At 74.2% G+C, this 21974-nt stretch carries 17 protein-coding genes and 1 pseudogene; 8 read left to right on the top strand and 10 right to left on the bottom strand.

Annotated elements, in window-relative coordinates:
- Positions 1–18 precede the first annotated feature (18 nt).
- The 4 genes from ABEB00_RS22800 to ABEB00_RS22785 all read right to left on the bottom strand — a co-directional run bounded on the left by ABEB00_RS22800 (position 19) and on the right by ABEB00_RS22785 (position 4835).
- Entirely contained in the window at positions 19–1008 is a 990-nt protein-coding gene (locus tag ABEB00_RS22800; RefSeq protein ID WP_345621909.1) for a malate dehydrogenase, read from the bottom strand.
- A 484-nt stretch (positions 1009–1492) separates the two neighbouring features.
- A complete protein-coding gene (locus ABEB00_RS22795) occupies positions 1493–2938 on the bottom strand; it encodes a helix-turn-helix domain-containing protein (protein ID WP_345621907.1) in 1446 nt (481 codons plus the stop codon).
- A gap of 420 nt (positions 2939–3358) precedes the next feature.
- Positions 3359–3850, bottom strand: a complete 492-nt coding sequence (locus ABEB00_RS22790) for a DUF3017 domain-containing protein (RefSeq protein WP_345621933.1) — start codon at positions 3848–3850, stop codon at positions 3359–3361.
- A 130-nt stretch (positions 3851–3980) separates the two neighbouring features.
- On the bottom strand, positions 3981–4835 hold the full coding sequence (locus tag ABEB00_RS22785; protein ID WP_345621906.1) for a bifunctional methylenetetrahydrofolate dehydrogenase/methenyltetrahydrofolate cyclohydrolase: 855 nt from the start codon (positions 4833–4835) through the stop codon (positions 3981–3983).
- 341 nt (positions 4836–5176) lie between these two features.
- On the opposite strand from ABEB00_RS22785, the gene ABEB00_RS22780 reads away from it, so the two are divergent.
- The 6 genes and pseudogenes from ABEB00_RS22780 to ABEB00_RS22755 all read left to right on the top strand — a co-directional run bounded on the left by ABEB00_RS22780 (position 5177) and on the right by ABEB00_RS22755 (position 11326).
- Positions 5177–5863, top strand: a complete 687-nt coding sequence (locus ABEB00_RS22780) for a hypothetical protein (protein ID WP_345621905.1) — start codon at positions 5177–5179, stop codon at positions 5861–5863.
- Positions 5864–5994: 131 nt separating this feature from the next.
- Positions 5995–6771, top strand: coding sequence for an FHA domain-containing protein (locus ABEB00_RS22775; RefSeq protein WP_345621903.1), 777 nt, complete (start codon positions 5995–5997; stop codon positions 6769–6771).
- Complete coding sequence (locus tag ABEB00_RS22770; RefSeq protein ID WP_345621901.1) at positions 6768–8345, top strand: protein kinase domain-containing protein; 1578 nt, start codon at positions 6768–6770, stop codon at positions 8343–8345. Before ABEB00_RS22775 ends, ABEB00_RS22770 begins: the two co-directional genes overlap by 4 nt.
- A gap of 98 nt (positions 8346–8443) precedes the next feature.
- On the top strand, positions 8444–8914 hold the full coding sequence (locus ABEB00_RS22765; RefSeq protein ID WP_345621900.1) for a hypothetical protein: 471 nt from the start codon (positions 8444–8446) through the stop codon (positions 8912–8914).
- 127 nt (positions 8915–9041) lie between these two features.
- Positions 9042–9770, top strand: a pseudogene (locus ABEB00_RS22760) (FHA domain-containing protein); the annotation flags it as partial.
- 137 nt (positions 9771–9907) lie between these two features.
- Positions 9908–11326 (top strand): protein kinase domain-containing protein, encoded by a 1419-nt coding sequence (locus tag ABEB00_RS22755; RefSeq protein WP_345621898.1) that lies wholly within the window; start codon positions 9908–9910, stop codon positions 11324–11326.
- Here ABEB00_RS22755 and purH read toward each other — a convergent pair.
- Positions 11298–12860 carry a bifunctional phosphoribosylaminoimidazolecarboxamide formyltransferase/IMP cyclohydrolase gene (purH, locus tag ABEB00_RS22750; RefSeq protein ID WP_345621897.1) on the bottom strand — a complete coding sequence of 521 codons (1563 nt, stop codon included), beginning with the start codon at positions 12858–12860 and terminating at the stop codon, positions 11298–11300. The two genes, ABEB00_RS22755 and purH, sit on opposite strands and share 29 nt — an antisense overlap.
- Positions 12857–13486, bottom strand: a complete 630-nt coding sequence (gene purN, locus ABEB00_RS22745; protein ID WP_345621895.1) for a phosphoribosylglycinamide formyltransferase — start codon at positions 13484–13486, stop codon at positions 12857–12859. Before purN ends, purH begins: the two co-directional genes overlap by 4 nt.
- A 294-nt stretch (positions 13487–13780) precedes the next feature.
- Here purN and ABEB00_RS22740 point away from each other — a divergent pair, with 294 nt between their 5' ends.
- Complete coding sequence (locus ABEB00_RS22740; protein WP_345621893.1) at positions 13781–14641, top strand: hypothetical protein; 861 nt, start codon at positions 13781–13783, stop codon at positions 14639–14641.
- A 43-nt stretch (positions 14642–14684) separates the two neighbouring features.
- Here the strand turns inward: ABEB00_RS22740 and ABEB00_RS22735 are convergent, their stop codons facing one another.
- Positions 14685–16661, bottom strand: a complete 1977-nt coding sequence (locus ABEB00_RS22735; protein ID WP_345621892.1) for a cell division protein PerM — start codon at positions 16659–16661, stop codon at positions 14685–14687.
- 96 nt (positions 16662–16757) lie between these two features.
- On the opposite strand from ABEB00_RS22735, the gene ABEB00_RS22730 reads away from it, so the two are divergent.
- Positions 16758–18020 carry a helix-turn-helix domain-containing protein gene (locus tag ABEB00_RS22730; protein ID WP_345621891.1) on the top strand — a complete coding sequence of 421 codons (1263 nt, stop codon included), beginning with the start codon at positions 16758–16760 and terminating at the stop codon, positions 18018–18020.
- Positions 18021–18159: 139 nt separating this feature from the next.
- On the opposite strand, the gene sucD is transcribed toward ABEB00_RS22730, so the two are convergent.
- The 3 genes from sucD to ABEB00_RS22715 form a co-directional block, all read right to left on the bottom strand.
- Positions 18160–19044: a succinate--CoA ligase subunit alpha gene (sucD, locus tag ABEB00_RS22725; protein ID WP_345621890.1), complete on the bottom strand. Its 885-nt coding sequence runs from the start codon at positions 19042–19044 to the stop codon at positions 18160–18162.
- Positions 19045–19072: 28 nt separating this feature from the next.
- Positions 19073–20254 (bottom strand): ADP-forming succinate--CoA ligase subunit beta, encoded by a 1182-nt coding sequence (gene sucC, locus ABEB00_RS22720; protein ID WP_345621888.1) that lies wholly within the window; start codon positions 20252–20254, stop codon positions 19073–19075.
- A 610-nt stretch (positions 20255–20864) separates the two neighbouring features.
- A complete protein-coding gene (locus ABEB00_RS22715) occupies positions 20865–21914 on the bottom strand; it encodes a hypothetical protein (protein ID WP_345621887.1) in 1050 nt (349 codons plus the stop codon).
- Positions 21915–21974: the final 60 nt, after the last annotated feature.

Genomic DNA, 21974 nt, shown 5'->3' with positions numbered 1-21974 from the left:
GACTGCTGCGGGTGGGGCTCAGAGGAGGCCGAGGGCGCGGACCGCGTCGCGCTCCTCCGCCAGCTCCTGGACGGAGGCGTCGATACGGGAGCGGGAGAAGTCGTTGATCTCCAGGCCCTGGACGATCTCGTACGTGCCGTCCTTGACGGTGACCGGGAAGGAGGAGATGAGGCCCTCGGGGACGCCGTAGGAGCCGTCGGACGGGATGCCCATGGAGACCCAGTCGCCGTCGGCCGTGCCGTTGACCCAGGTGTGCACGTGGTCGATGGCGGCGTTGGCGGCGGAGGCGGCCGACGAGGCGCCGCGGGCCTCGATGATGGCCGCGCCGCGCTTGGCGACGGTCGGGATGAACTCCTCGGCCAGCCACTTCTCGTCGTTGACGGCCTCGGCGGCGTTCTTGCCGGCGACCGTGGCGTGGAAGATGTCCGGGTACTGGGTGGCGGAGTGGTTGCCCCAGATCGTCAGCTTCCTGATCTCCGAGACCGGGACGCCGGTCTTCTTCGAGAGCTGGGTCAGCGCGCGGTTGTGGTCCAGTCGGGTCATCGCGGTGAACCGCTCGGCGGGCACGTCCGGCGCGGCGGCCTGGGCGATCAGCGCGTTGGTGTTGGCCGGGTTGCCCACGACCAGGACGCGTACGTCGTCGGCGGCGTGGTCGTTGATGGCCTTGCCCTGCGGCTTGAAGATGCCGCCGTTGGCCTCCAGGAGGTCACCGCGCTCCATGCCCTTGGTGCGGGGGCGGGCGCCGACGAGCAGACCGACGTTGGTGCCGTCGAAGGCGACGTTCGGGTCGTCGGTGATCTCGATGCCCTGCAGCAGGGGGAACGCGCAGTCGTCCAGCTCCATCGCCGTGCCCTCGGCGGCCTTCAGCGCGGGAGTGATCTCCAGCAGGCGCAGCTTGACCGGCACGTCCGCGCCGAGGAGCTGGCCGGAGGCGATGCGGAAGAGGAGGGCGTAACCGATCTGGCCGGCCGCGCCGGTGACGGTGACGTTCACGGGAGTGCGGGTCATGGCGTTCTCCGTATGGCTGCTGGCGGTGGGGCGTCCCAGCCCCGCTACGTTTGATCGATCTCTCGGTATCAAGAGACCGACCCGGCGGTCAGGCTATCGCGCATCCAGGATGCCGGACGTCCGGGTCGGTGTGGCCCGGCCCACAGGGCCGCGGTCCGCGGCGGGGCGGTCCGGGGCGGTCCGGGGGACGGCGTTCGTGGCGTGACTGCCGCGCACACCGAGAGGCGGTCGCCTGTCCGGGGGGGGAACGGAGACGACCGCCTTGAGGGGGCGCCCGTTGACGGGCTCCCGTGGGGGTACTGTGCGCGTGCCCGGGACGGCGTCGGTCATGCCTGTCCCCGGCGCGTGGATTTCTGCGGCTGGTAGCGCGGTGCGCCACGGCGGTGGTGCTGTGCGCGCCGCCCGCGCCGCCCGCGCGGGTCGCGTGCGCCGCCCCGCCCGCGCCCGGGGCCCTGCTCCGTACAGCCCTGCTCCCCGTGCAGCCCTACTCCGTGCAGCCCTTCTGTCCGGACGCCAGTGTCACGCACGCCGTGGCGTCGGTGGCGTTCTTGACCGCCACCATCGGCGTGTACGCGATCGTGTCGCCGGCCGTGGTGATCGAGCCGGTCAGTTCGGCCTCGCCCACGCTCACCGCGACCTCGTCGCCCTGTCCGGCCTGGGTGACCCGGCCCCAGGCGGTGCCGCAGGTCTCGCTGTACCGGACCTCGACCAGGGCCGTGCCGACGGTGACCGTCCGTTCGGTGGTCACGAGGTCGCCGCCGCACCCCATGGCCTCGGCGTCCTTGCCGGTGCACTGGTCGCCGCCGCACTTCACCCCGGGCGGCAGGTCGGCGTCGGTGCTGAGGGTGGGCGAGGGTGAGGGTTCGGCCCGGCGCTCCCCTTCTCCCCTGTCATCGAGCAGGAGGAAGGCGCCGACGAGCACCACCAGGACACCGACCGCACCCGCGACGAACGTCGTCAGCCGCTTGCCGCCGCGCCGGGGCGAGGCACCTCCCCGGCCACCGGGCGGCGGCCCGACCCGCCCGCCCGGTCCGTCCGGCCCGCCGGAGGGCCGGACGGTTCGCGGACGCGGGGCACGCGCGGTGCCCGGACCGCCCAGAGCCATCGTGGCGTCCCGCACGGGAACGCCGGCCGTGCCGTTCGCACCGGGGCCGCCGGGCCTGCCGCCGGGTGCCACGGCCTGGCCCCGGCCGGAGGGCGACGGTCCCCGGTAGCCCGCCATTCCCCAGGAGTTGACGCCGGACGGAGTTCCGGGGACCGCGTCGGAAGGCTCCTCGGGGGCCGCCGGCGCCACGGTGGCACCGCCGCCCCCCTTGCCTCCGTTCCCGATGCTCCAAGCGGGACCGTTCCGCCGGCCCGCCGAGTCGGCGCTGTCCGCGGCCGTCGGCTGCGCGGGGACCGGCGGCAGCGTGGGCGCCACCCCGGCCGGTCCCGCGATCCCGGTCATGAGCACGGCGCTGCCGCCGCGCCTGCCGCCCCGGCCACCACTCGCACCCGCCCCGCCCCCGGCACCCCCGGCGCCCTCGGTGCCCGCAGTGCCCCCGGCCCCGTCCCCGGCCTCCCCCCTGACCTCATCCTCGGTCCCCGCAGGAGGCGCACCCAGTGCCGTGCGCGCCTGCGAGATCCGGATCGCCTCCATGGTCAGGTCGTGCCGCATCTCCGAGCGGCTCCACACCCGTTCGGCCAGCTCCCACATGGTGGTCAGGTGGACCGGATTGGTCCGGGTGACCTCGGCCAGCGCCACGACCGCGCCCTTGGGCGCCAGCAGCCGGCCGTTGAGGTACCGCTCCCAGGACGTCTTGCTGTAGCCCGTGGCGTCGGCCAGCGCCGCGATGCTCAGTTCGCCGCGGTCGACGAGCCGGCGCAACTGGCCGGCGAACTCTCTGATCTGTGGATCGAGTTCGTCGGGCAGGGCCTTCCAACGAGGCATTGCTTCTCCTCTTCCCCCCGGACGACGTGCTGGTCGTTCCCGGTGCGCGGTGCTCTGCGCCGAGTCTTCCACCGGCGCTCCCGTGCGCCCAAACGAACAGCGGGCCGACTGCGCGAGACGCCCCGAGCCGTCCCGATTGACCAAGTCAACCCGATGTCGGGCGGCTTGACGAGCTATCCGCGAACTTGTCGGCACTTCGTCATACGCATCGCACATGTACGGTCACGCCGGGCGCACGGGCCACCCAGTTCACGTACTCGGTAGCGGAACTGTCACTTCCGTGCCACAGCGCCCGGACAGGCGTTGAACAGCCGGTCCGGCGTGCAGGAGGGTGGAGCACGGACCGCGGCCCGTCCTCCCACGGGGGAGAGGACGGGCCGCGGTCCACGGCATCCGGTCCGTGGGGGATACGGGTACGGGCTACTCGCTGCTCACCGTGAAGTGCAGCGTGTCCTTCAGGAACGGGATCTGCAGCAGCGGATCGGGCTGGACCATCATCGCCAGCAGGACGATGACCAGGCCGAGCACGCCGTAGGTGGCGATGTCGGTGAAGCGGGACCGTACGGCGAGCATGCCGACGTCCGGCACGAACCAGCGCAGCGCGGCGCCGCCCAGCAGCGCGAGGCCGATGACGAGCGTCCCGAGCCGGAACAGGTCCAGCGCGGTCAGCAGCAGCCCGAGCCCGACCACGCCGACCACGGCGAGCACCGGCCACTGCCGGGCGGGTGCCGGGGCGTCGCGGGGCGCGGCCCGGCCGCCGCCCTCGGGGCGGGCGGTGTCCCGGGTGAACAGCGGGAAGCGGCGCGTGGTGCGGCGCGGCCTGCCCTGGGCGTCGGGGGCGCTGACCGGGTCCCGGACGGTGAGCGCGCCGGCGCCCTCACCGAAGTCCCCGGCCTCGTCGAGATCCCTCACCGCGTCGACGTCGCCCGTCCCCTCGGCGTCCCCCGCCGCGTCGAAATCCCTCGCCGCGTCGGCGGCCGTCCCCCCGGACACCTCACGCCCGTCGGCCGCGGGGCCCGCGGCCTCGTGCGTGGCCTTTCCCTCAGCCGGCACTGCGCTCGGCCGCCTCGACCACGTTCACGAGAAGCTGGGCCCGGGTCATGGGGCCGACGCCGCCGGGGTTCGGGGAGATCCAGCCGGCGACCTCGGCGACACCCGGGTGGACGTCGCCCACGATCTTGCCCTCGGCGTTGCGCGAGACGCCGACGTCGAGGACAGCCGCGCCCGGCTTGACGTCCTCGGGGCGGACCAGGTGCGGGAAGCCGGCCGCGGCGACGATGATGTCCGCCCGCCTGAGGTGGGCGGCGAGGTCACGGGTGCCGGTGTGGCACTGGGTCACGGTGGCGTTCTCGCTGCGCCGGGTGAGCAGCAGCGGCATCGGCCGGCCGATGGTGACACCGCGGCCGACGACCACGACCTCCGCGCCCTTGATCTCGACGCCGTGGCGGCGCAGCAGGGTGAGGATGCCGTTGGGGGTGCAGGGCAGCGGCGCCGGCTCGCCCAGGACGAGGCGGCCGAGGTTCATCGGGTGCAGGCCGTCGGCGTCCTTGTCGGGGTCGATCAGCTCCAGGATGCGGTTCTCGTCGATGCCCTTGGGCAGCGGGAGCTGGACCAGGTAGCCGGTGCAGGCCGGGTCCTCGTTCAGCTCGCGGACGACCGCCTCGATCTCCTCCTGCGTCGCCGTGGCCGGCAGTTCGCGCTGGATGGAGGCGATGCCGACCTGGGCGCAGTCGCGGTGCTTGCCGGCGACGTACTTCTGGCTGCCGGGGTCGTCACCGACGAGGACGGTGCCGAGGCCGGGCGTGATGCCCTTCTCCTTCAGCGCCGCCACGCGGGCGGCCAGTTCGGACTTGATCGCGGCTGCGGTGGCCTTGCCATCGAGAATCTGGGCGGTCATGCCCCCATCCTCGCGGATGACCGGCCTTCTGTTCCAATCCGTCCGCCGTGCGGTCACCGGCCACGAGGCGACCCGGAGGCGATCAGGAGGCGGCCGGGAGGCGATCAGGAGGCAACCGGGCAGGCCGGGACGGGTCCCGCCGTATCCGCCCATGATCACGGATGTTGCACTTGCACAACGGGTGAAGCCGGTGGCTGGACAAGGAAAGGGCCGGTCACGAACGATTGACGGGCACAGTGCCGCGGGGCAGTACCGGGGGGGACGAACCGCATCGCAGACCTTCCTCCGAGCCGTGCCGCGCGTCGTCCCCGCAGGTGATCGCAAACGGAGGAAGGACCGCCATGAGTTTCGGCGACCCGAACAACCCCTACGGCCCCCCGCAGGGCCAGCCGGGACATGACGCCCCGCAGGGCCGGCCCGGACACGACGCGCCGCAGGGCCAGCAGCCACCCGGGTACGGCTATCCGCAGGGCCAACAGCCCGGGTACGGCTACCCGCAGCAGCCCGCCGGCCAGCCCGGTTACGGCTACCCCTCGGCGCCGCCGGTCCAGGGCTACGGCGGCGGGGGTTACCCGGCCCCGCCCGCGGTCATGCCCGGCAGTGTGCGGGCCGCGCGCGTGATGCTGTTCGTGCTCGGCGCGCTCCAGGCGCTCGGCGGCATCGCGCTGATGGCGGCCAGCGCCTGGTTCGCCGACCGCTTCGAGGACACGATCTCCTCCGACTCGTCCCTCTCCGCCGAGGACGTGGACACCGCGACCAGCGTCGGTACGGGCGTCATCATCGGCATGGGCGTGCTCGTCCTCGCGTTCGCGGTCTGGGCGATCCTCACCGGCGTCAAGATCGCCACCGGCCGGGGCGGGGCGCGGGTCTCCGCGATCATCTACTCCTCGCTGGTCGTGCTGTTCTCCCTGCTCAGCCTGCTCACCGCCAACGTCTTCGCGCTGATCAGCCTGGTCCTCGGCATCCTGATCATCGTGTTCTGCGCCAACAAGAACGGCAGCTACTGGTTCAACCGGCCGCAGTACTGATCCGCTCCGCGCCACCGCGCGCTCCCGGTCGTCACGTCTCAGGGCCGTGTCTCACCCGAACGAGGGGGACACGGCCCTGACGCGTCGCCCTACTCTGAGGTAGGTAGCCGTCAGGCACGGGGAGACGCACCTTGTACAGCATCATCGTGGTACCTCCGCCGACCACGGAGCGCGGACGCGACGACACCGGCAGCGACCGTACGCAGCTCCGGCTCGCGCCCGGCGAACGGCTCGTCTTCGGGCGGGCCGCGCCCCCGGGCGGCCTGCCGATCGCGCACGAGGGGGTCTCCCGGAGAGCCGGTGAGATCATCGCGCGGGGCACCTTCTGGACGCTCAGCAACCTCTCGGCCCACCAGACGTACGTGGTGGAGAACCCGGAGGGGGCCGGCGAGCACATCAAGGTGGCGCCGGGCCGGCTGGACGCACCCGTGCCGTTCGAGTTCTCGCGGATCGTGCTGCCCGCGGCCGGTGACCTGCTGCCGCTGGAGGTGTGGGCGCCGCGCCACGACTATCTGCGCGACGAGGACGGCGCCGCCGAGGGCGAGGTGACCGCCCCGGCCTTCTCCGTGGACCGCACCAAGCGCTACTTCGCCGTCCTGGCCGCCCTGTGCGAGCCACGCCTGCGCGGTACGCCGCACGCCGCGCTGCCCACCGTCGAGCAGGTCGTGGAGCGGCTCCGCCCGGCCTGGCCGGCCGCCTCCCGCACCTCGGTGCAGTGGAACATCGACTACCTCGCGGTGAAACTGCGGCTGAAGCCGGGCCCGGAGACCGCGGAGCCCGGCCCGCGCCTGAACGGCAAGAAGGAGACGCTGGTCTCCCTGGCGCTCCGCTTCGACCTGGTCCGGGAGGACGACCTGGTCGTCCTGGCGAGACCGGCGGCACCCGCGTCCGGGCGGGCCGCGCGGTGACCGAGGTGTACGCCGTGCCGGTCCCGAAGGGGTACCGGGTGGGCGACTGGGAGGTGCGGGAGCCGATCGCGACGGGGGCGTTCGGCAGCGTGTACGAGGGACGGCACCGGCCGGCCGGCGGCGGGGCGGCCGAGGGACTGCCGAGGACGGCGGCGCTGAAGTTCCTGCCGACCGGCACCGCGACCCCGCGCCGCCTCGCCCACCTGCGCGAGCTGATCGACCGCGAGGTCGAGCTGCTGCGCCGCCTCAGGCAGCCCCGGCTGATCCGGATATACGACACCCTCACCGTCGACGACCCCGCCCGGCCCGCCCTCGACGGCGCCACCGTCCTCGTCCTGGAGCGGGCGGAGCGTTCGCTGGCCGCGCTGCTCGCCGGGCCGCCCCGGCCGGCCGCCGGGCCCGCGCTGCTGGCGCAGATCTGCGAGGGTCTGGCCCAGTTGCACGGGGCGGGCTGGGTGCACGGAGACCTGAAACCGGCCAACGTGCTGCTGATGAAGGACGGCTCGGCCCGGCTGGCCGACTTCAACATGGCCGCCGAACTGGAGGGCACCCACGCCTACACCCCGGCCTTCTCCACCCCCGACTACACCCCGCCCGAGCTGCTCTGGTCGGAGATCGGGGAGCGCGGCCACCGCATCCGCCCCTCCACCGACGTGTGGGCGTTCGGCATCCTCGCCCACCTGGTCCTCACGGGGACGTTCCCGCTGCCCGGCGGCAGCCCGACGGCCCGCCGGGACGCGGCGGTCGCCTACGCCCGGGGCGACGAGGAGCTGCGCCTGTCGCCCGGACTGCCGGAACCCTGGCGGGAGATCGTGCGCGCCTGCCTGGCCCGTACGCACCGCGAGCGGGTCGGCACGCCCGCGCTGGCGCGGCGGGTGGCCGCCGTCTCCGGCGGGGCGGGCCGGTTCCCGCCGCGCCGCGCCCGCGTCCGCAGCCGTGCCCGTACCCGTGGCTGGCGGACGGCGGTCGCCGGCGCGGCCGCGGTCGTCGCGCTCGGCTACGGCGTCAGCGTGCTGACCGGTGCCGGGGCCGGGCGGGGGGCCGGCGGTGCGAGCGCCGGCGGCGCCGTGAACGTCGCCGCGGCCTCCTACGGCGCCGAGGAACTGCGCACCGACCGGGGCGTGCCGCCCGCCTACCGCCTGCTGATCGTCGAGACGGCACGCGACTGCGGCCGCAAGGAGGTCTCCGCGGTCCTGATCGCGGCGATACTGAAGGTGGAGAGCGACTTCGATCCGCTGCTCGCCGATCCCGCGACGGACGAGTACGGCATCGCCCGCTGGACCCCGTCCGTGCTTCGCTGGTGGATGAACGAGGACGGCTCCCCCGGCGAGACCGTCCCCGAACCCCCGTTCCCGCCCGCGGAGTCCGTGCCGGCGATGGGCCGTTACCTGTGCTGGATCGCGCCCCGCCTGGACACCGCCCTGCCGGGCGACCGGCGGACGCTGATCGCCGCCGCCTACCGGACCTCGTACCGGAAGGTGAACGACGCGGGCGGAGTTCCCCCGAAGCAACGTGCCTACGCCGCCCGCGTCGGTCACTACCTCAAGGAGTACACCCCGCCGGGACGCGAGTGACCCTGAGAGTTGCGAGGTACCCCGCGGCGGCCGTCCCGGGCACGGTGAGAGCACACCGCTTCGGCGGAACGACCACCGACGTTCATGGGGGAACACCAGTGAACATCCTCAAGTCCGCAGTAACGCTCGTCGCCGGCGCCGCCGCTCTGATCGCCGGCACCACGGTCGCGGCCACCGCCGCCGACCCGGCCGGCCTCCGGGCCGCCTCTCTGCGGCAGGCCGCCGACAAGGTGCTCGCCGACCGTCACCAGCCCCTGAGCGTGTCCGCCGACGCCGTCCGCTACGAGGGCCTGACCGTCACCGACGCGCCCAGGACCAAGGCGGCCCAGGACCTCGCCTGCGCCTACGGCCACCTGTGCATGATCGTCAACGGCACCAAGTTCGACTTCTACAAGTGCCAGACGTGGAACGTGACCAACTGGTCCGGCAACGGCCCGTTCACCAACAACCAGACCTCGGGCACGGTCGCCAAGTTCAACAACAAGGACGGCAGCGTCCGCTGGACGTCGAGGGCCTACCAGGCCGGCACGGCCACCTGGGACCCGATCTGGTCCGTGCGCCCCTGCTGATCCGCCCGCAGGCCGCATGGCCCCCGGCCCCGGGGACGGCCGGGGGCCATGCCCGCGCCCGCGAACCCGCTGAATCCGCCGACCCGGGAGGAGGCGGTCCTCGTGGATCGGACAGGGGGACGAGTCCATGTACAGCGTCATCGTCGTGCCGCCGGCCTGTGCCGGGCCGGCGGGTCAGATCAGGATCAGCTCGGGTGAGCGGCTCCCGTTCGGCCGCGAGGAGACGGACGGCGGCCTGACGATCGCGCACGAGGGGGTGCCCCGGATCGCCGGGGAGGTCACCGCGCACCGGAACTTCTGGCTGCTGACCAACCTCAGCCAGGACCAGACCTACGTGGTGGAGAACCCGGAGGGCGCCGGTGAGCACCTCAAGGTCGCGCCCGGCCGGGTGGACGCGCCGGTGCCGTTCGAGTTCGCCCGCGTGGTCCTGCCGGCCTCGCGCGACCTGCTCACCTTCGACGTGTGGGCACCGCGCCACACCTTCCGCGGCGTCGCCCGGCACGGACTCTCCGGAGCCCTGACCGCGCCCGCCTTCACCCTCGACCGGGGCAAGCGGTACTTCCTGGTCCTGACCGCCCTGTGCGAACCGCGCCTGCGCGGCGAGCCGCACGCCCCGCCGCCGGCGGTGGAGGAGCTGGTGGAGCGGCTGCGCCCGGTGTGGCCCGCGGTCAACCGCTCCGCCGTCTACTGGAACGTCGACTACCTCGCCCTGAAACTCGGGCTGCGACCCGGCCCCGGTGGCGCCGAGCCCGGCCGGCGCGTCCACGGCCGGAAGGAGACCCTGGTCTCGCTGGCCCTCCGCTTCGACCTGGTGCGCGAGGACGACCTCGCCGTGCTGAGCGGCGAAGGGGCCCGCGGCCCGAGCGCTCCGGACGGTGTTTCCGCACCGCGCGAAGACCGTGCGGAGGAAGACCGTGCGAAGGGGGACCGTGCGAGGGGGGACCGTGCGAGGGGGGACCGTGCGAGGGGGGACCGTGCGAGGGGGGACAGGACATGCGCGACGACGTGCTTCTGAGCGTTCCGAAGGGCTATCGGGTCGGCCGCTGGGAGGTCGGCGACCCGCTCGCCTCGGGCGCGTCCGCCACCGTCTACGCGGGCCGGCTGGTCGGATCCGGTCCGGCCGGACTCCCCCGCCGGGCCGCGCTGAAGTTCCTGCCCACCGGCGCCCGTTCCCCGCACCGGGCGCGCGAACTGGCCTGCCGGGAGATCGAGCTGCTGGGTCGGCTGCGCTCGCCGCGGCTGATCCGGATGTACGAGACCCTGACCGTCGACGCCCCTGAGGTCCCGGAGCTGGACGGCGCCACCGTCCTCGTACTGGAACGGGCCGAGGGGTCCCTGGACGCCGTGGCGCCCGCGGGGCCCGCCGCCAGCGCCGCGCTCGCGCAGATCTGCGAGGGGCTGGCCCAGCTCCACCGGGCGGGCTGGGTGCACGGCGACCTGAAGCCGGCCAACGTGCTGCTGATGTCCGACGGCTCGGTACGGCTGGCCGACTTCGGCGGAGCCGCCGAGATGGAGGGCGCCCACGCCTGTACGTCCACCTTCGCCACGCCGGACTACACCCCTCCGGAGCTGCTCTGGCCGGAGGTCGACGAGCGGGGCGCGCGGACCCGGCCGGCCGCCGACGTCTGGGCCTTCGGCGTCCTCGCCCACGTCCTGCTGACCGGCACCTTCCCGCTGCCGGGCGAGACGGAGGAGGCCCGCTGCGACGCGGCCGTACGGTACGCGCGCGGGGCGGCGGAGCTGCGGCTGTCGCCCGCGCTCCCCGACGCCTGGCGGGGCATCGTGCGGGACTGCCTGGCCCCCGCGCACACCGACCGGGCCGGCACGCAGGCGCTGACGCGCCGGACGGCGGAGGCGGTCGGGGACGGAAGCGGGGGCGGGGGCGGGAAGGGGAGCGGCTACGGGGCCGGGGGCGGGAGCGGCTACGGGGCCGGGGGCCGGGGCGGGGGTGGGCGCTCGCCCCGTCGGCCCGGGTCGCGTGCCGTCCTGACCGGCGCCTTCGCGGCGGTCCTCCTGGGCGCGGTGGGCATGGGGGCCGCCCCGTACCTCGCCGACCGGGCGGGGCCGGCGGGCGACGGGCGGGCGGCGACCCGGACCGTGCCCGGCGGGCCGGACGCCTCCGCCCGGGACGCCCCTGCCCGGGACGCCCCTGTCCAGGACGCCTCCGCCCAGGGGTACCACCGCTGCCCGGCGGACAGCGTCTGCCTGTTCAGCGAACACGACGGGCACGGACACATGTGCAGTTGGCCGCGGCGCGACCCGGACCGGCGGGCCGGGACGAGGACGTGCGCCTGGACCGCCCGGCATCCGGTGCGCTCCGTCTTCAGCAACGTCGCGGACGCGCGCAACCTCGCCGGCCCCGCCCGCCCCCGCACCGCCGTGCTCAGTGGAAGAAGTGCCGCGTCCCCGTGAAGTACATCGTGACGCCGGCCTTCTTCGCGGCTTCGACGACGAGTTCGTCACGGACCGAACCGCCGGGCTGGACCACGGCCCGGACACCGGCGCCGGTGAGGATCTCCAGGCCGTCCGGGAACGGGAAGAACGCGTCGGAGGCGGCGTACGCCCCCTGGGCGCGTTCGGCGCCCGCGCGTTCCACGGCGAGCTTCGCGGAGTCGACCCGGTTGACCTGGCCCATGCCGACGCCGACCGAGGCGCCGTCCTTGGCGAGCAGGATCGCGTTGGACTTCACGGCCCGGCACGCCTTCCAGGCGAAGGCCAGGTCGGCCAGTTCCGCCCCGGTCAGGGCGTCGCCGGTGGCGAGGGTCCAGGTGGCCGGGTCGTCGCCCTCGGCCTGGAGGCGGTCGGTGACCTGGAGGAGGGCGCCGCCGTCGATCGGCTTGACCTCGACCGGGGCGGTCGGCGCCGCGGCGGCCCGCAGCACGCGGATGTTCTTCTTCTTGGTGAGGACTTCGAGGGCGCCGTCCTCGTAGTCCGGCGCGACGATGACCTCGGTGAAGATCTCCGCGACCTGCTCGGCCATCGCCTTGCTGACCGGCCGGTTCACGGCGATCACGCCGCCGAACGCGGAGAGCGGGTCGCAGGCGTGCGCCTTGCGGTGCGCCTCGGCGACGTCCGCGCCGACCGCGATGCCGCACGGGTTGGCGTGCTTGATGATCGCCACGCACGGCTCGGCGTGGTCGTACGCGGCACGGCGGGCGGCGTCCGTGTCCGTGTAGTTGTTGTACGACATCTCCTTGCCGTGGAGCTGCTCGGCCTCGGCGAGGCCACCGGCGTGCGAGGTGTACAGGGCGGCGGGCTGGTGCGGGTTCTCGCCGTAGCGCAGGGTGTGGGAGCGGTCGTAGGTGGCGCCCAGGAAGCCGGGGAAGCCGGACTCGTCGACGGGGGCGTACTCGGAGGCGAACCAGGAGGCGACGGCCACGTCGTAGGCGGCGGTGTGCCGGAACGCCTCGGCGGCCAGGCGCTTGCGGGCGACGAGGTCGAAGCCCCCGTCCCTGACCGCGGACAGCACGTCCGCGTACCGGGCCGGGCTGGTGACCACGGCCACCGAGGGGTGGTTCTTCGCGGCGGCGCGGACCATGGAGGGACCGCCGATGTCGATCTGCTCGACGCACTCGTCGGGGGTGGCGCCCGAGGCGACGGTCTCGCGGAACGGGTAGAGGTTGACCACGACCAGGTCGAACGGTTCCACGCCCAGCTCGCCGAGCTGCTGCCGGTGGCTGTCCAGACGCAGGTCGGCGAGGATGCCGGCGTGCACCTTCGGGTGCAGGGTCTTGACCCGGCCGTCCAGGCACTCGGGGAAGCCGGTCAGCTCCTCGACCTTGGTGACCGGGACCCCGGCGCCGGAGATGCGGGCGGCGGTGGAACCGGTGGAGACCAGCTCCACGCCGGCCTGGTGCAGGCCGCGGGCCAGCTCTTCGAGCCCGGTCTTGTCGTAGACGCTGACCAGTGCGCGGCGGATGACCCGCTTGTTGCTCTCGGCGGTCACTGGATAACTACCTTTCGTCCCTCGATCGCATAGCCGTTGCGGGCGAGCCGCCCCACGACATCGACGAGCAGCCTTCGCTCGACTTCCTTGATGCGCTCGTGCAGAGCGCTCTCGTCGTCCTCGTCCCGGATCTCCACCACGCCCTGCGCGATGATCGGCCCGGTGTCGACGCCGTCGTCGACGAAGTGGACGGTGCAGCCGGTGACCCTGGCGCCGTACGCGAGCGCGTCCCGTACGCCATGCGCCCCCGGGAAGGCGGGGAGGAGGGCGGGGTGGGTGTTGACCAGCCGCCCGCCGAACCGCGCGAGGAACTCCTTCCCCACGATCTTCATGAACCCGGCCGAGACCACGAGGTCCGGCTCATGGGCGGCGACGGCCTCGGTGAGCGCCGCGTCCCACTCCTGCCGGGTCCCGTGGTCCCTGACCTTTCGTACGAAGGTCGGCAGCCCGGCGCGCTCGGCACGGGCGAGACCCTCGATGCCGTCACGGTCGGCGCCGACGGCCACGATCTCGGCTCCGTACGCCTCGACGCCGACGGCGGCGATCTCGTCGAGGAGCGCCTGGAGGTTGGTGCCGGATCCGGAGACCAGCACGACGAGGCGCTTGGCCACGGGCTTGGCGGCCACGGCGGGGCCCTTTCTCGGGGAAGCGGGTGCGTACGGCCGGTTCGCACCGGCACGTTTGTGCGGTCGTACGAATGCTTCACGCCCCCGGATACGGGGAAGTCTACGAAGCGGCCGACCGCCGGCAACGATACCGGCACTCCGGACGGCCCCCTCGGGACGGGGGCGTGGCCGGAAGGTAGCGTCTGGACGGAGGCGGGCCGGGAACGCTGTCCGCGCACCGCGCGTTCACCAGGCGTACCAGTTCGATCGTCCGAAGACCTCCGCCACCACAGCCAAGGGGAAGACGCTCACTTGATGCCGGACCGCAGCCTGCGACTGCTCACGCTCCCCCAGCAGTCGGCGCCGGGAGGGGGGCGCAGCGCCGCCGTGCTGCTGCGGGAGCGCCCGTCCTCGCCGCCCGACGCCCCTTCCGGCCAGGGGGACGGCGAGGGCCGGGGCGGCGCGCAGCAGGACGACAACCCCTTCGCCCCGCCGCCCGAGGGCACCCCGGACCAGCCTTGGCGGCCGCGGCACCCGACGGACGGCGACGGTTCCCGCGAGGGCGGCCGCACGCCGTGGGGCGGCCAGTGGAGCGACCGCCAGCCGGGGCGTTCCGCCAGCGGCTTCGGTGAGCGTTCCGGCGGTTCCGGCCACGGTGCCGGCCCCGGCCCCGGGGGCCCGGCCGGCGGTTCCGGACCGCGCTGGGACCCGGCCGACCCGGTCCAGCGGCGCGCCCGTTACGCCCTGCTGAGCGGCATGTGGACGCTGTTCTTCGCCCTGTTCAGTTGGCCGTACGTGGCGCTGCTGCTGGGTGCGCTCGCCCTGTACTGGGGCATCAGCGCGCTGCGCGCCAAGCCGCGCGCCGCCGATCCGGACGGCCCGGCGGCAGCGACGGGAGTGACAGGAGCGACAGGAGCGACGGGAGCGACGGGAACGAGGGCACCGGAGCGGACCGGCGGTTTGCCGCAGACCGGCCGTCCGCAGACCACCGCCGCGGTGAGCGGGCTGGTCACGGCTTCGCTGGGCCTGCTGCTGGTCGCCGCAACCTTCGCCGCGCAGCTCGTCTACAGCGACTACTACACCTGCCGGAGCGACGCGCTGACCCGCGAGGCCTCGCAGACCTGCGACCGGCATCTGCCGGATGAGCTGCGCGGCGTGCTGGGGACGGAGAACTGACACCGGCCCGTCCGCGCCGTCCGTCCCGCTCGCCGGTGCCGCGTCAGCGCGCCGGTGGGGATTCCGGCCCGGGCGGCCGGAGCGGAAGGGGCGGTTCGGCGGCGTGGTCGACCGGGGAGCCGACCGGGGAGTCGGCTGCGCGATCGGCGGGAGAGTCGGTGGGAGAGTCGGTGGGAGAGTCGGTGGGCAGCAGGTCGTAGGGCCTGGACTTCTCCGGTGCCCGCGGTCCGCCCCGGCGGGTCGGCTCGGCGCCCGCAGCGGTGTGGTTCCGTCCGGCTCGCCGCCCCCGGCACCGCCAGGCCCGTACGGTCAGGGCGGTCGGCACGGCCACGAGCGCCGTGCACACCAGTGTGGCGCCCCCCGTCTGCCACCACACCGGTCCGAACGCGGCGAGCACGCCCTCACCGAGCGGGCCGCCGGCCAGGGCGGTGAGCAGGGCGACCAGGACGCCACAGAGCGCGGCGGCGACGAGGGCGGCGTGGGCGGTACGGCCGCTCGCCCAGGGGTTCGCCGCACCCGTCGCACCGCCTTCGTCGCCGCCGGTGCGTCCCCCCGCGTTCACACCGCCCCGGGCCCTGCCCCGCACCCGGTCCCACCCCCCGCCCCACGCCGGACCGGCGTCCGGCCGCCCTGGCCGGAGCGACCCCGCGACCCGCGCGACCACGGTGGACCGGCCGGGGGTGGCCCCCGGGGACGTCATGCCGCGCCGGCCCGCGGTGCTCGCGGGGTCACCGGTGCCACGCCGGTCCGCGGCGGTCGCCGTGCCCCCGCCGGTCCACCAGCCCGCGGAGTCCGCGGGGTCCGGCACACCCCGCCGGCCCCCGGCGGCGGGCGCCCGCACCGGGCCCGCGGTCAGGGTTTCCGGTGGGATCCAGCCCGGGGACGTGGCGGAGTGGGCCGTGAACCATCCGATCGTCAGACCGGCCGCCAGCGGTACCACCCCGGCCGCCACCCAGTGCAGCGGCGTCCCCGGGCCCGCGTCCGGCACCGCCGCCAGCAGCGGGAACGGCGGCAGCGAGGGGGCGGGGGCGGAGACGAGCGGAGCGACGACGTGCCCGGTGCCGAGGGCGAAGCCGGGGCCCAGGGAGTACGCCGACGCCCAGACCGCCGCGTTCGGCACCAGCGCCAGACAGAGCAGCAGCACGGCGAACTGTCCCGACCAGCCCTCCGCCAGCCGCGAGAAGGACGCCCGTACCGGCCCGCCGTGCCAGACCAGCGACACCGCGAGCAGCAGCGCCCCGCCGCCGACGATCACCGCGGCGCCCGCGCCCGCCGCCCGCGCCGAGGCGCCGGCCCGGGCGTCCGGCTCCACGATCAGCTCCCGCAGGGTGCGCGGCAGTACCCGCAGCGCCCGGCCCACCGGTCCCCCCGGACGGCCGAACGCCGTCCACACCCCCGCACCCGCCGCCGCCATGGTGACCAGCGGCAACCACACCACCACCCCCGCCCACGAGGGCGGGAACCCCCCGCCGGCCGCGTAGAGCACGACGGGGGCGGCGACGCCGAGATAGCCGAGGACGACGCCCGCCCAGGCGATGCGCGCGGAGACGGGCGGCGGCCCGTCGTCCCGGCCGCCGCCCGCCCCGGGCACCCCGCGCGCCCCCGCGCCGTCGAGGATGCCCAGCCCCGGGCCCACCACCACGCCCGCCCCGTCCCCGGTGTCGGTGGCGTCCCGGGCGGCCCGGTGCAGCAGCCACACCGGCAGGACGAGGAGCAGCAGCGGGGCGAACCCCACCGGCGCGGGGCGGCCGGAGAGGGTGTCGAGGCGGACCAGTTCGACGCCGTGCGCGAAGAGCCACAGGGACGTGGCCGTGTGCAGCGCGCCGCCGGGGCCGCTGTCGGGGTACGGCGAGCAGATCCACGCCACCATCACCAGCACCGCGACCGAGGCGAGCCCCAGCCCGGCGGCGACGGCGCCGCCCGTCAGACCGGCGGCGAGCCCGGGAGAGCGATCACGCCAGCGGGCGTGCAGCAGGGACAACAGCGGTCGGCGTGCGCTCGTGTCGATCACGCCGGTCATGCTCCCAACGACACGCGCCTTCCCGTCGTAACAGGCGAAGCGCCGCTGTGTCGCTCAATATATGTTTATGTACTTTTTCGCACGGAAGGGTGTCTGGTGACGGAGAGCCCAGCGGTCCCGCTTCCCCCTCCCAAGGCATGCCGACGCCTGCGCGAAGCGGCCTCGTTGACGCAGGCTCAGCTCGGCGCGCGGGTGGGCGTCTCCCGCGAGACGGTACGTGGGTGGGAGACCGGGCGCTCGACGCCGGCCGGCCGCGAACGGGAGGCGTACGCGAAGCTGCTGAACGCGGTGGCGCGGGAGAAGGGGATGACGGCCGGTCAGGGGACGACCCGGCCGGCACAGTCCGCGCAGCCCGCGCAGCCCGCGCAGCCGGGTTCCCGGCGGGCGGTGGTGGTCGCGAAGCCCGGAGGAGCCGTTTCTCCGGCTGTCGGCACCGTGAAGGAGACGGCGCAGGAGGCGGCGCAGGAGGCGGCCAAGGGAGCCCCGCAGGAGATCCCGCAGGAAGCCGCGGCGGAGATCCCGGAGGGGACCGCGGAGGAGACCCCGGAGGGGACCGCGGCCGCACTGACGCCCGCTCAGGCGTTCGACGCGCTGTACGCGTTCTGCGCCCCCGCCCTCGTACGGCAGACCTATCTGCTCACCGGGCGGCGCGAGCTGGCGCGGGAGTCGGTGGAACGGGCCTTCCAACTCGCCTGGGAGCGCTGGCCCGAGGTGGCCCGGGACCGTGACCCGGCGAGCTGGGTGCGGGCGGCGGCGTACGAGTTCGCCGTCTCCCCCTGGCACCGGTTCCGCCTGCGCTTCCGGCACCCCGAACCGCCCGCCGCCGATGCCGCCGACCGCGTCCTGATGGCCGTACTGCTCCGACTTCCGCCGTCGCACCGCCGCACCCTCCTGCTGTACGACGGTGTCGGTCTCGGGCTGCCCGAGACCGCGGCGGAGACGGAGGCGACGACGCCGGCGGCGGCGAACCGGCTGATGGGCGCCCGCGAGGCGGTGGCCGCGCACCTGCCGGAGCTGGCCGATCCCGAGGCGCTCCACCACCGGCTGGCCGAACTGGCGTCCACCGAACGGCTGCGGGCCGCCCAGCCGTCGGCCGTACGGCTCGGCAGTGAGCGCCGGGCGCGGTTCTGGACGCGGGCGGCCATCGCGTTCACCGTCGCCCTGATCGGGAGCACGGCGCTGACCCTGCGGACGGCTCCGACGAAGTACGAGCCGCCGGTGCCCGCGGGTGAGACGGTGCGCGGGGTGCCGCCCCGGATGGCACCGGGTGCCTTGTCGGAGGCGGAGCAGGAACTGCGGGCCAAGCTCCGCGAGGAGTTGCAGGACGGGCCGGAGCGGCTGGTGCCGCTGGGCCGCTGACCCGGGCGGCGACGCGCCGGTTCGGGCATGCGCAAGGGCCCGCGTCCCGAAGGGGCGGGCCCTTGTGTCACACGCTGCCGCGGCCGCCGCTGATCCAGGCGGCCGGGTGGTGCCCGGCGGCCAGGCGGCCGGGTGGTGCCTAGGCGCCGAGAACGGCGCGGGCGAGCTTCGCCGTCTCGGTCGGCGTCTTGCCGACCTTGACACCGGCGGCCTCCAGGGCCTCCTTCTTCGCCTGGGCGGTGCCGGACGAACCGGAGACGATGGCGCCGGCGTGGCCCATGGTCTTGCCCTCGGGGGCGGTGAAGCCCGCGACGTAACCGACGACCGGCTTGGTCACGTTCTTCGCGATGAAGTCCGCGGCCCGCTCCTCGGCGTCGCCACCGATCTCGCCGATCATGACGATCAGGTCGGTCTCGGGGTCGGCCTCGAACGCGGCGAGCGCGTCGATGTGCGTGGTGCCGATGATCGGGTCGCCACCGATGCCGACGGCGGTCGAGAAGCCGATGTCCCGCAGCTCGTACATCATCTGGTACGTCAGCGTGCCGGACTTCGAGACCAGGCCGATGCGGCCCGGCTTGGTGATGTCGCCCGGGATGATGCCGACGTTGGACTGGCCCGGGGTGATGATGCCGGGACAGTTCGGGCCGATGATCCGGGTCTTGTTGCCCTTCTTGCCGGCGTACGACCAGAACGACGCCGAGTCGTGCACGGCGATGCCCTCGGTGATCACGACGGCCAGCGGGATCTCGGCGTCGATGGCCTCGACGACCGCGTCCTTGGTGAACTTCTCCGGTACGAAGATGACGGAGACGTTCGCGCCGGTCTTCTCGATGGCCTCCTTGACGGTGCCGAAAACCGGTACCTCGGTGCCGTCGAAGTCCACGGACTGACCCGCCTTGCGCGGGTTCACGCCGCCCACGACGCTGGTGCCATCGCCGAGCATGAGCTTGGTGTGCTTCATGCCGGTGGCGCCGGTCATGCCCTGGACGATGACCTTGCTGTCCTTGTTGAGCCAGATAGCCATGGTGTGTTGGTGTCCTCGTCCTGAGTGCTTACTTGGCGGCGTGGGCCAGCTCGGCTGCCTTGTCGGCCGCGCCGTCCATGGTGTCGACGCGCTGGACCAGCGGGTGGTCGGCGTCGGTGAGGATCTTGCGGCCCAGCTCGGCGTTGTTGCCGTCGAGGCGGACGACGAGCGGCTTCTCGACCTTCTCGCCGCGGTCCTCCAGGAGCTTCAGCGCCTGGACGATGCCGTTGGCGACCTCGTCGCAGGCGGTGATGCCGCCGAAGACGTTGACGAAGACGGACTTGACGTCCGGGTCGCCGAGGATGATCTCCAGGCCGTTCGCCATGACCTGGGCGGAGGCACCGCCGCCGATGTCCAGGAAGTTGGCGGGCTTGACGTCGCCGTGCTTCTCACCGGCGTAGGCGACGACGTCCAGGGTGCTCATCACGAGACCCGCGCCGTTGCCGATGATGCCGACCTCGCCGTCGAGCTTGACGTAGTTGAGGTTCTTCTCCTTGGCGGCGGCCTCCAGCGGGTTGGCCGCGGCCTTGTCGTGGAGTTCCTCGAAGTCGGGGTGGCGGAACTCGGCGTTGTCGTCGAGCGACACCTTGCCGTCCAGGGCGATGACCTCGCCGGAGGCGACCTTGGCCAGCGGGTTGACCTCGACCAGGAGGGCGTCCTCCTTGATGAAGGTGTCCCACAGCGTCACCAGGACGTTGACGATCTTGTCGGCGACGTCGGCCGGGAACTTCGCGGCCTCGACGATCTCGCGCGCCTTCTCGGGCGTCACACCGTCGATCGCGTCGATCGGGGTCTTGGCGACGGCCTCCGGACGGGTGGCCGCCACCTCCTCGATCTCCATGCCGCCCTCGACGGAGGCGATGGAGAGGAACGTGCGGTTGGCACGGTCGAGGAGGAAGGAGACGTAGTACTCCTCGACGATCTCCGGAGCGGTCTCGGCGATCATCACCTTGTGGACCGTGTGGCCCTTGATGTCCATGCCGAGGATGTCCGTCGCGCGCGCGACGGCCTCGTCCGGGGTGGCGGCGAGCTTGACGCCACCGGCCTTGCCGCGGCCACCGACCTTCACCTGCGCCTTGACGACGGACTTGCCGCCCAGACGCTCGGTGGCTGCGCGGGCCGCCTCAGGCGTGTCGATGACTTCACCGGCCAGCACCGGTACATCGTGCTTGGCGAAGAGGTCCCTCGCCTGGTACTCGAACAGGTCCACGCGCTTCCGTCCCTATCAGTGATCTCGCGGTCGTTGGGTGCGTGGGCGTGCCGCGAAGGGCAACGTGACGTCCGCTGTCACAAGGGAGGCGCACACGGTGTCCGAGCGCGCGGCATGTCCGTCCCGCAGGTTATCGCCGCTGGCCTGGCGTCTCTAAATCGCATCTCACACCTGAGCGGTGATACCTGTCACATGATGCCGCCCTCTCTGGCACCGGGTGCCGCAGGTGAGGGGGTCGCGGGCCGGCGTGGAGGGCCCCACCGGGCTGGGGTTGGCCCGGTGAGGCCCGTGGGGCGGCTCGTCCCCACCCCAACGGGGACGGAACCGGCCCCGGACCGCGGGGCTCTCGGTCGACCGGACGGGACCGACGGATTTCGGCTGTCCGGCGCCTTGAGGCTCCGCGGGGTCGGCTGCCCGTCCGGCACGGCTATCCACGGCGCTCGCGGGTGCGCGGGGTGCGCGGGGTGCGCGGGGTGCGCGGGGTGTGCGAGGCGGTGCGCTGGTACGCGGGTGGCTGCCGGGCGGGAACGGGCGGGGGGGGCCTGCAGACGGCGCGGGCGGCCCCGAGGGGCGGCCGGCGCGGGACGTCTGCCGGGGAGGAGACGCCTGGTCAGGCGGGAGAGACGAGGATGTCCCGATACCGGTCGCGGGTCTCGGTCACCTCGGCGCGCGCGACGGCTCCGGGCGCCAGGAGCAGCGGCGGCCGGTGGTACGGGGTGACGGCGGACGCGTCACCGGGCCGGGGGGTGCCGTGGTCGGCGGCGGACCGGTTGCCCAGCGCGCCGTCGGGGTCACCGGCGGGCGTCCGGTGGCCGGGGGCGGAGGCGAGGGCGGGGGCGTGGCCCTCGGCGACCGGGGGTGCGGGGTGAACGCCGTCGCGAACCTCGGCCGGGGAGGGCGTACCGCCACCGCCGGGAAGCAGCGGCCCGTACGTCGCGCTCCGCGGCGGTACGGAGGTGTGGTGGCTGCCGGTGAGGTCCGGGGAAGGGGCGCCCTCGGCGGCCGGCGTCCGGGAAGACGCGGGCGGGGCGGCGGAGCCGGGGGCCGTCGGCGCCGGCGGCCGCACGGGGCCGAGGTCGGACAGCGCGGGCAGGGTCGACACGTCCGGGAGCGCCGGGAGGGTCGACGGGTCCGGCAGCGCGGGCAGGGTGACCGGGTCCGGCAGCACGGGCTCGGCGGGGAGCGCGGGAGCGGTCGGGAGTGGGGGGAGGGACGGAAGGGTGGGGAGCGCGGGGTGGGACGGAAGGGTGGGGAGCGCGGGGTGGGACGGAAGGGTCGGGAGCGCCGGGAGCGCCGGGAGGGAGGGGGCGGTCGGGAGCAAGGGCTGGAGGGTCTCCCGCACCGAGGCGAGACCCTGGACCACCGTGTCCACCAGGTCACCGAGGGGCGCGTCACTGATGGCCTCGTCACCGAGGGGCGGGGCGGGATCGGGGTCGGGGTCGGCCTGGTCGTCTGCGCCCGACGTCGTCGCCGCAGCCGTCGAACCGGAAACCGCCCCTGACGCCACCGTCCCGGTCTCGGCCGCCTGCGCGTGCCCGCCGAGGAGCAGCCCGAGCAGGAACAGCCCGCCCGTCAGCAGCACGACGAGCAGCGCACGCCGCCCGACCGCGGCGCGCGGCAGGCGCGGAGCGGTACCGGACAGAGCGGCCGACCAGGTCAAGGAGGAGGTTCTTCCCGTGCGGTGGAACGTGCGGTGAGACGTGCGGTGAGACGTGCGGTG

Source organism: Streptomyces ziwulingensis, from assembly GCF_039542605.1.
GTDB lineage: Bacteria > Actinomycetota > Actinomycetes > Streptomycetales > Streptomycetaceae > Streptomyces > Streptomyces ziwulingensis.
Note: the sequence above shows the minus strand (reverse complement) of the source record. Positions and strands in the feature narration are given on the sequence as shown.

Coding starts and splice junctions, on each gene's coding strand:
- ABEB00_RS22800 (WP_345621909.1), bottom strand. CDS start 1,008: ATGACCCGCACTCCCGTGAACGTCACCGTCACCGGCGCGGCCGGCCAG.
- ABEB00_RS22795 (WP_345621907.1), bottom strand. CDS start 2,938: ATGCCTCGTTGGAAGGCCCTGCCCGACGAACTCGATCCACAGATCAGA.
- ABEB00_RS22785 (WP_345621906.1), bottom strand. CDS start 4,835: ATGACCGCCCAGATTCTCGATGGCAAGGCCACCGCAGCCGCGATCAAG.
- ABEB00_RS22780 (WP_345621905.1), top strand. CDS start 5,177: ATGAGTTTCGGCGACCCGAACAACCCCTACGGCCCCCCGCAGGGCCAG.
- ABEB00_RS22755 (WP_345621898.1), top strand. CDS start 9,908: ATGCGCGACGACGTGCTTCTGAGCGTTCCGAAGGGCTATCGGGTCGGC.
- ABEB00_RS22740 (WP_345621893.1), top strand. CDS start 13,781: ATGCCGGACCGCAGCCTGCGACTGCTCACGCTCCCCCAGCAGTCGGCG.
- ABEB00_RS22735 (WP_345621892.1), bottom strand. CDS start 16,661: ATGACCGGCGTGATCGACACGAGCGCACGCCGACCGCTGTTGTCCCTG.
- sucD (WP_345621890.1), bottom strand. CDS start 19,044: ATGGCTATCTGGCTCAACAAGGACAGCAAGGTCATCGTCCAGGGCATG.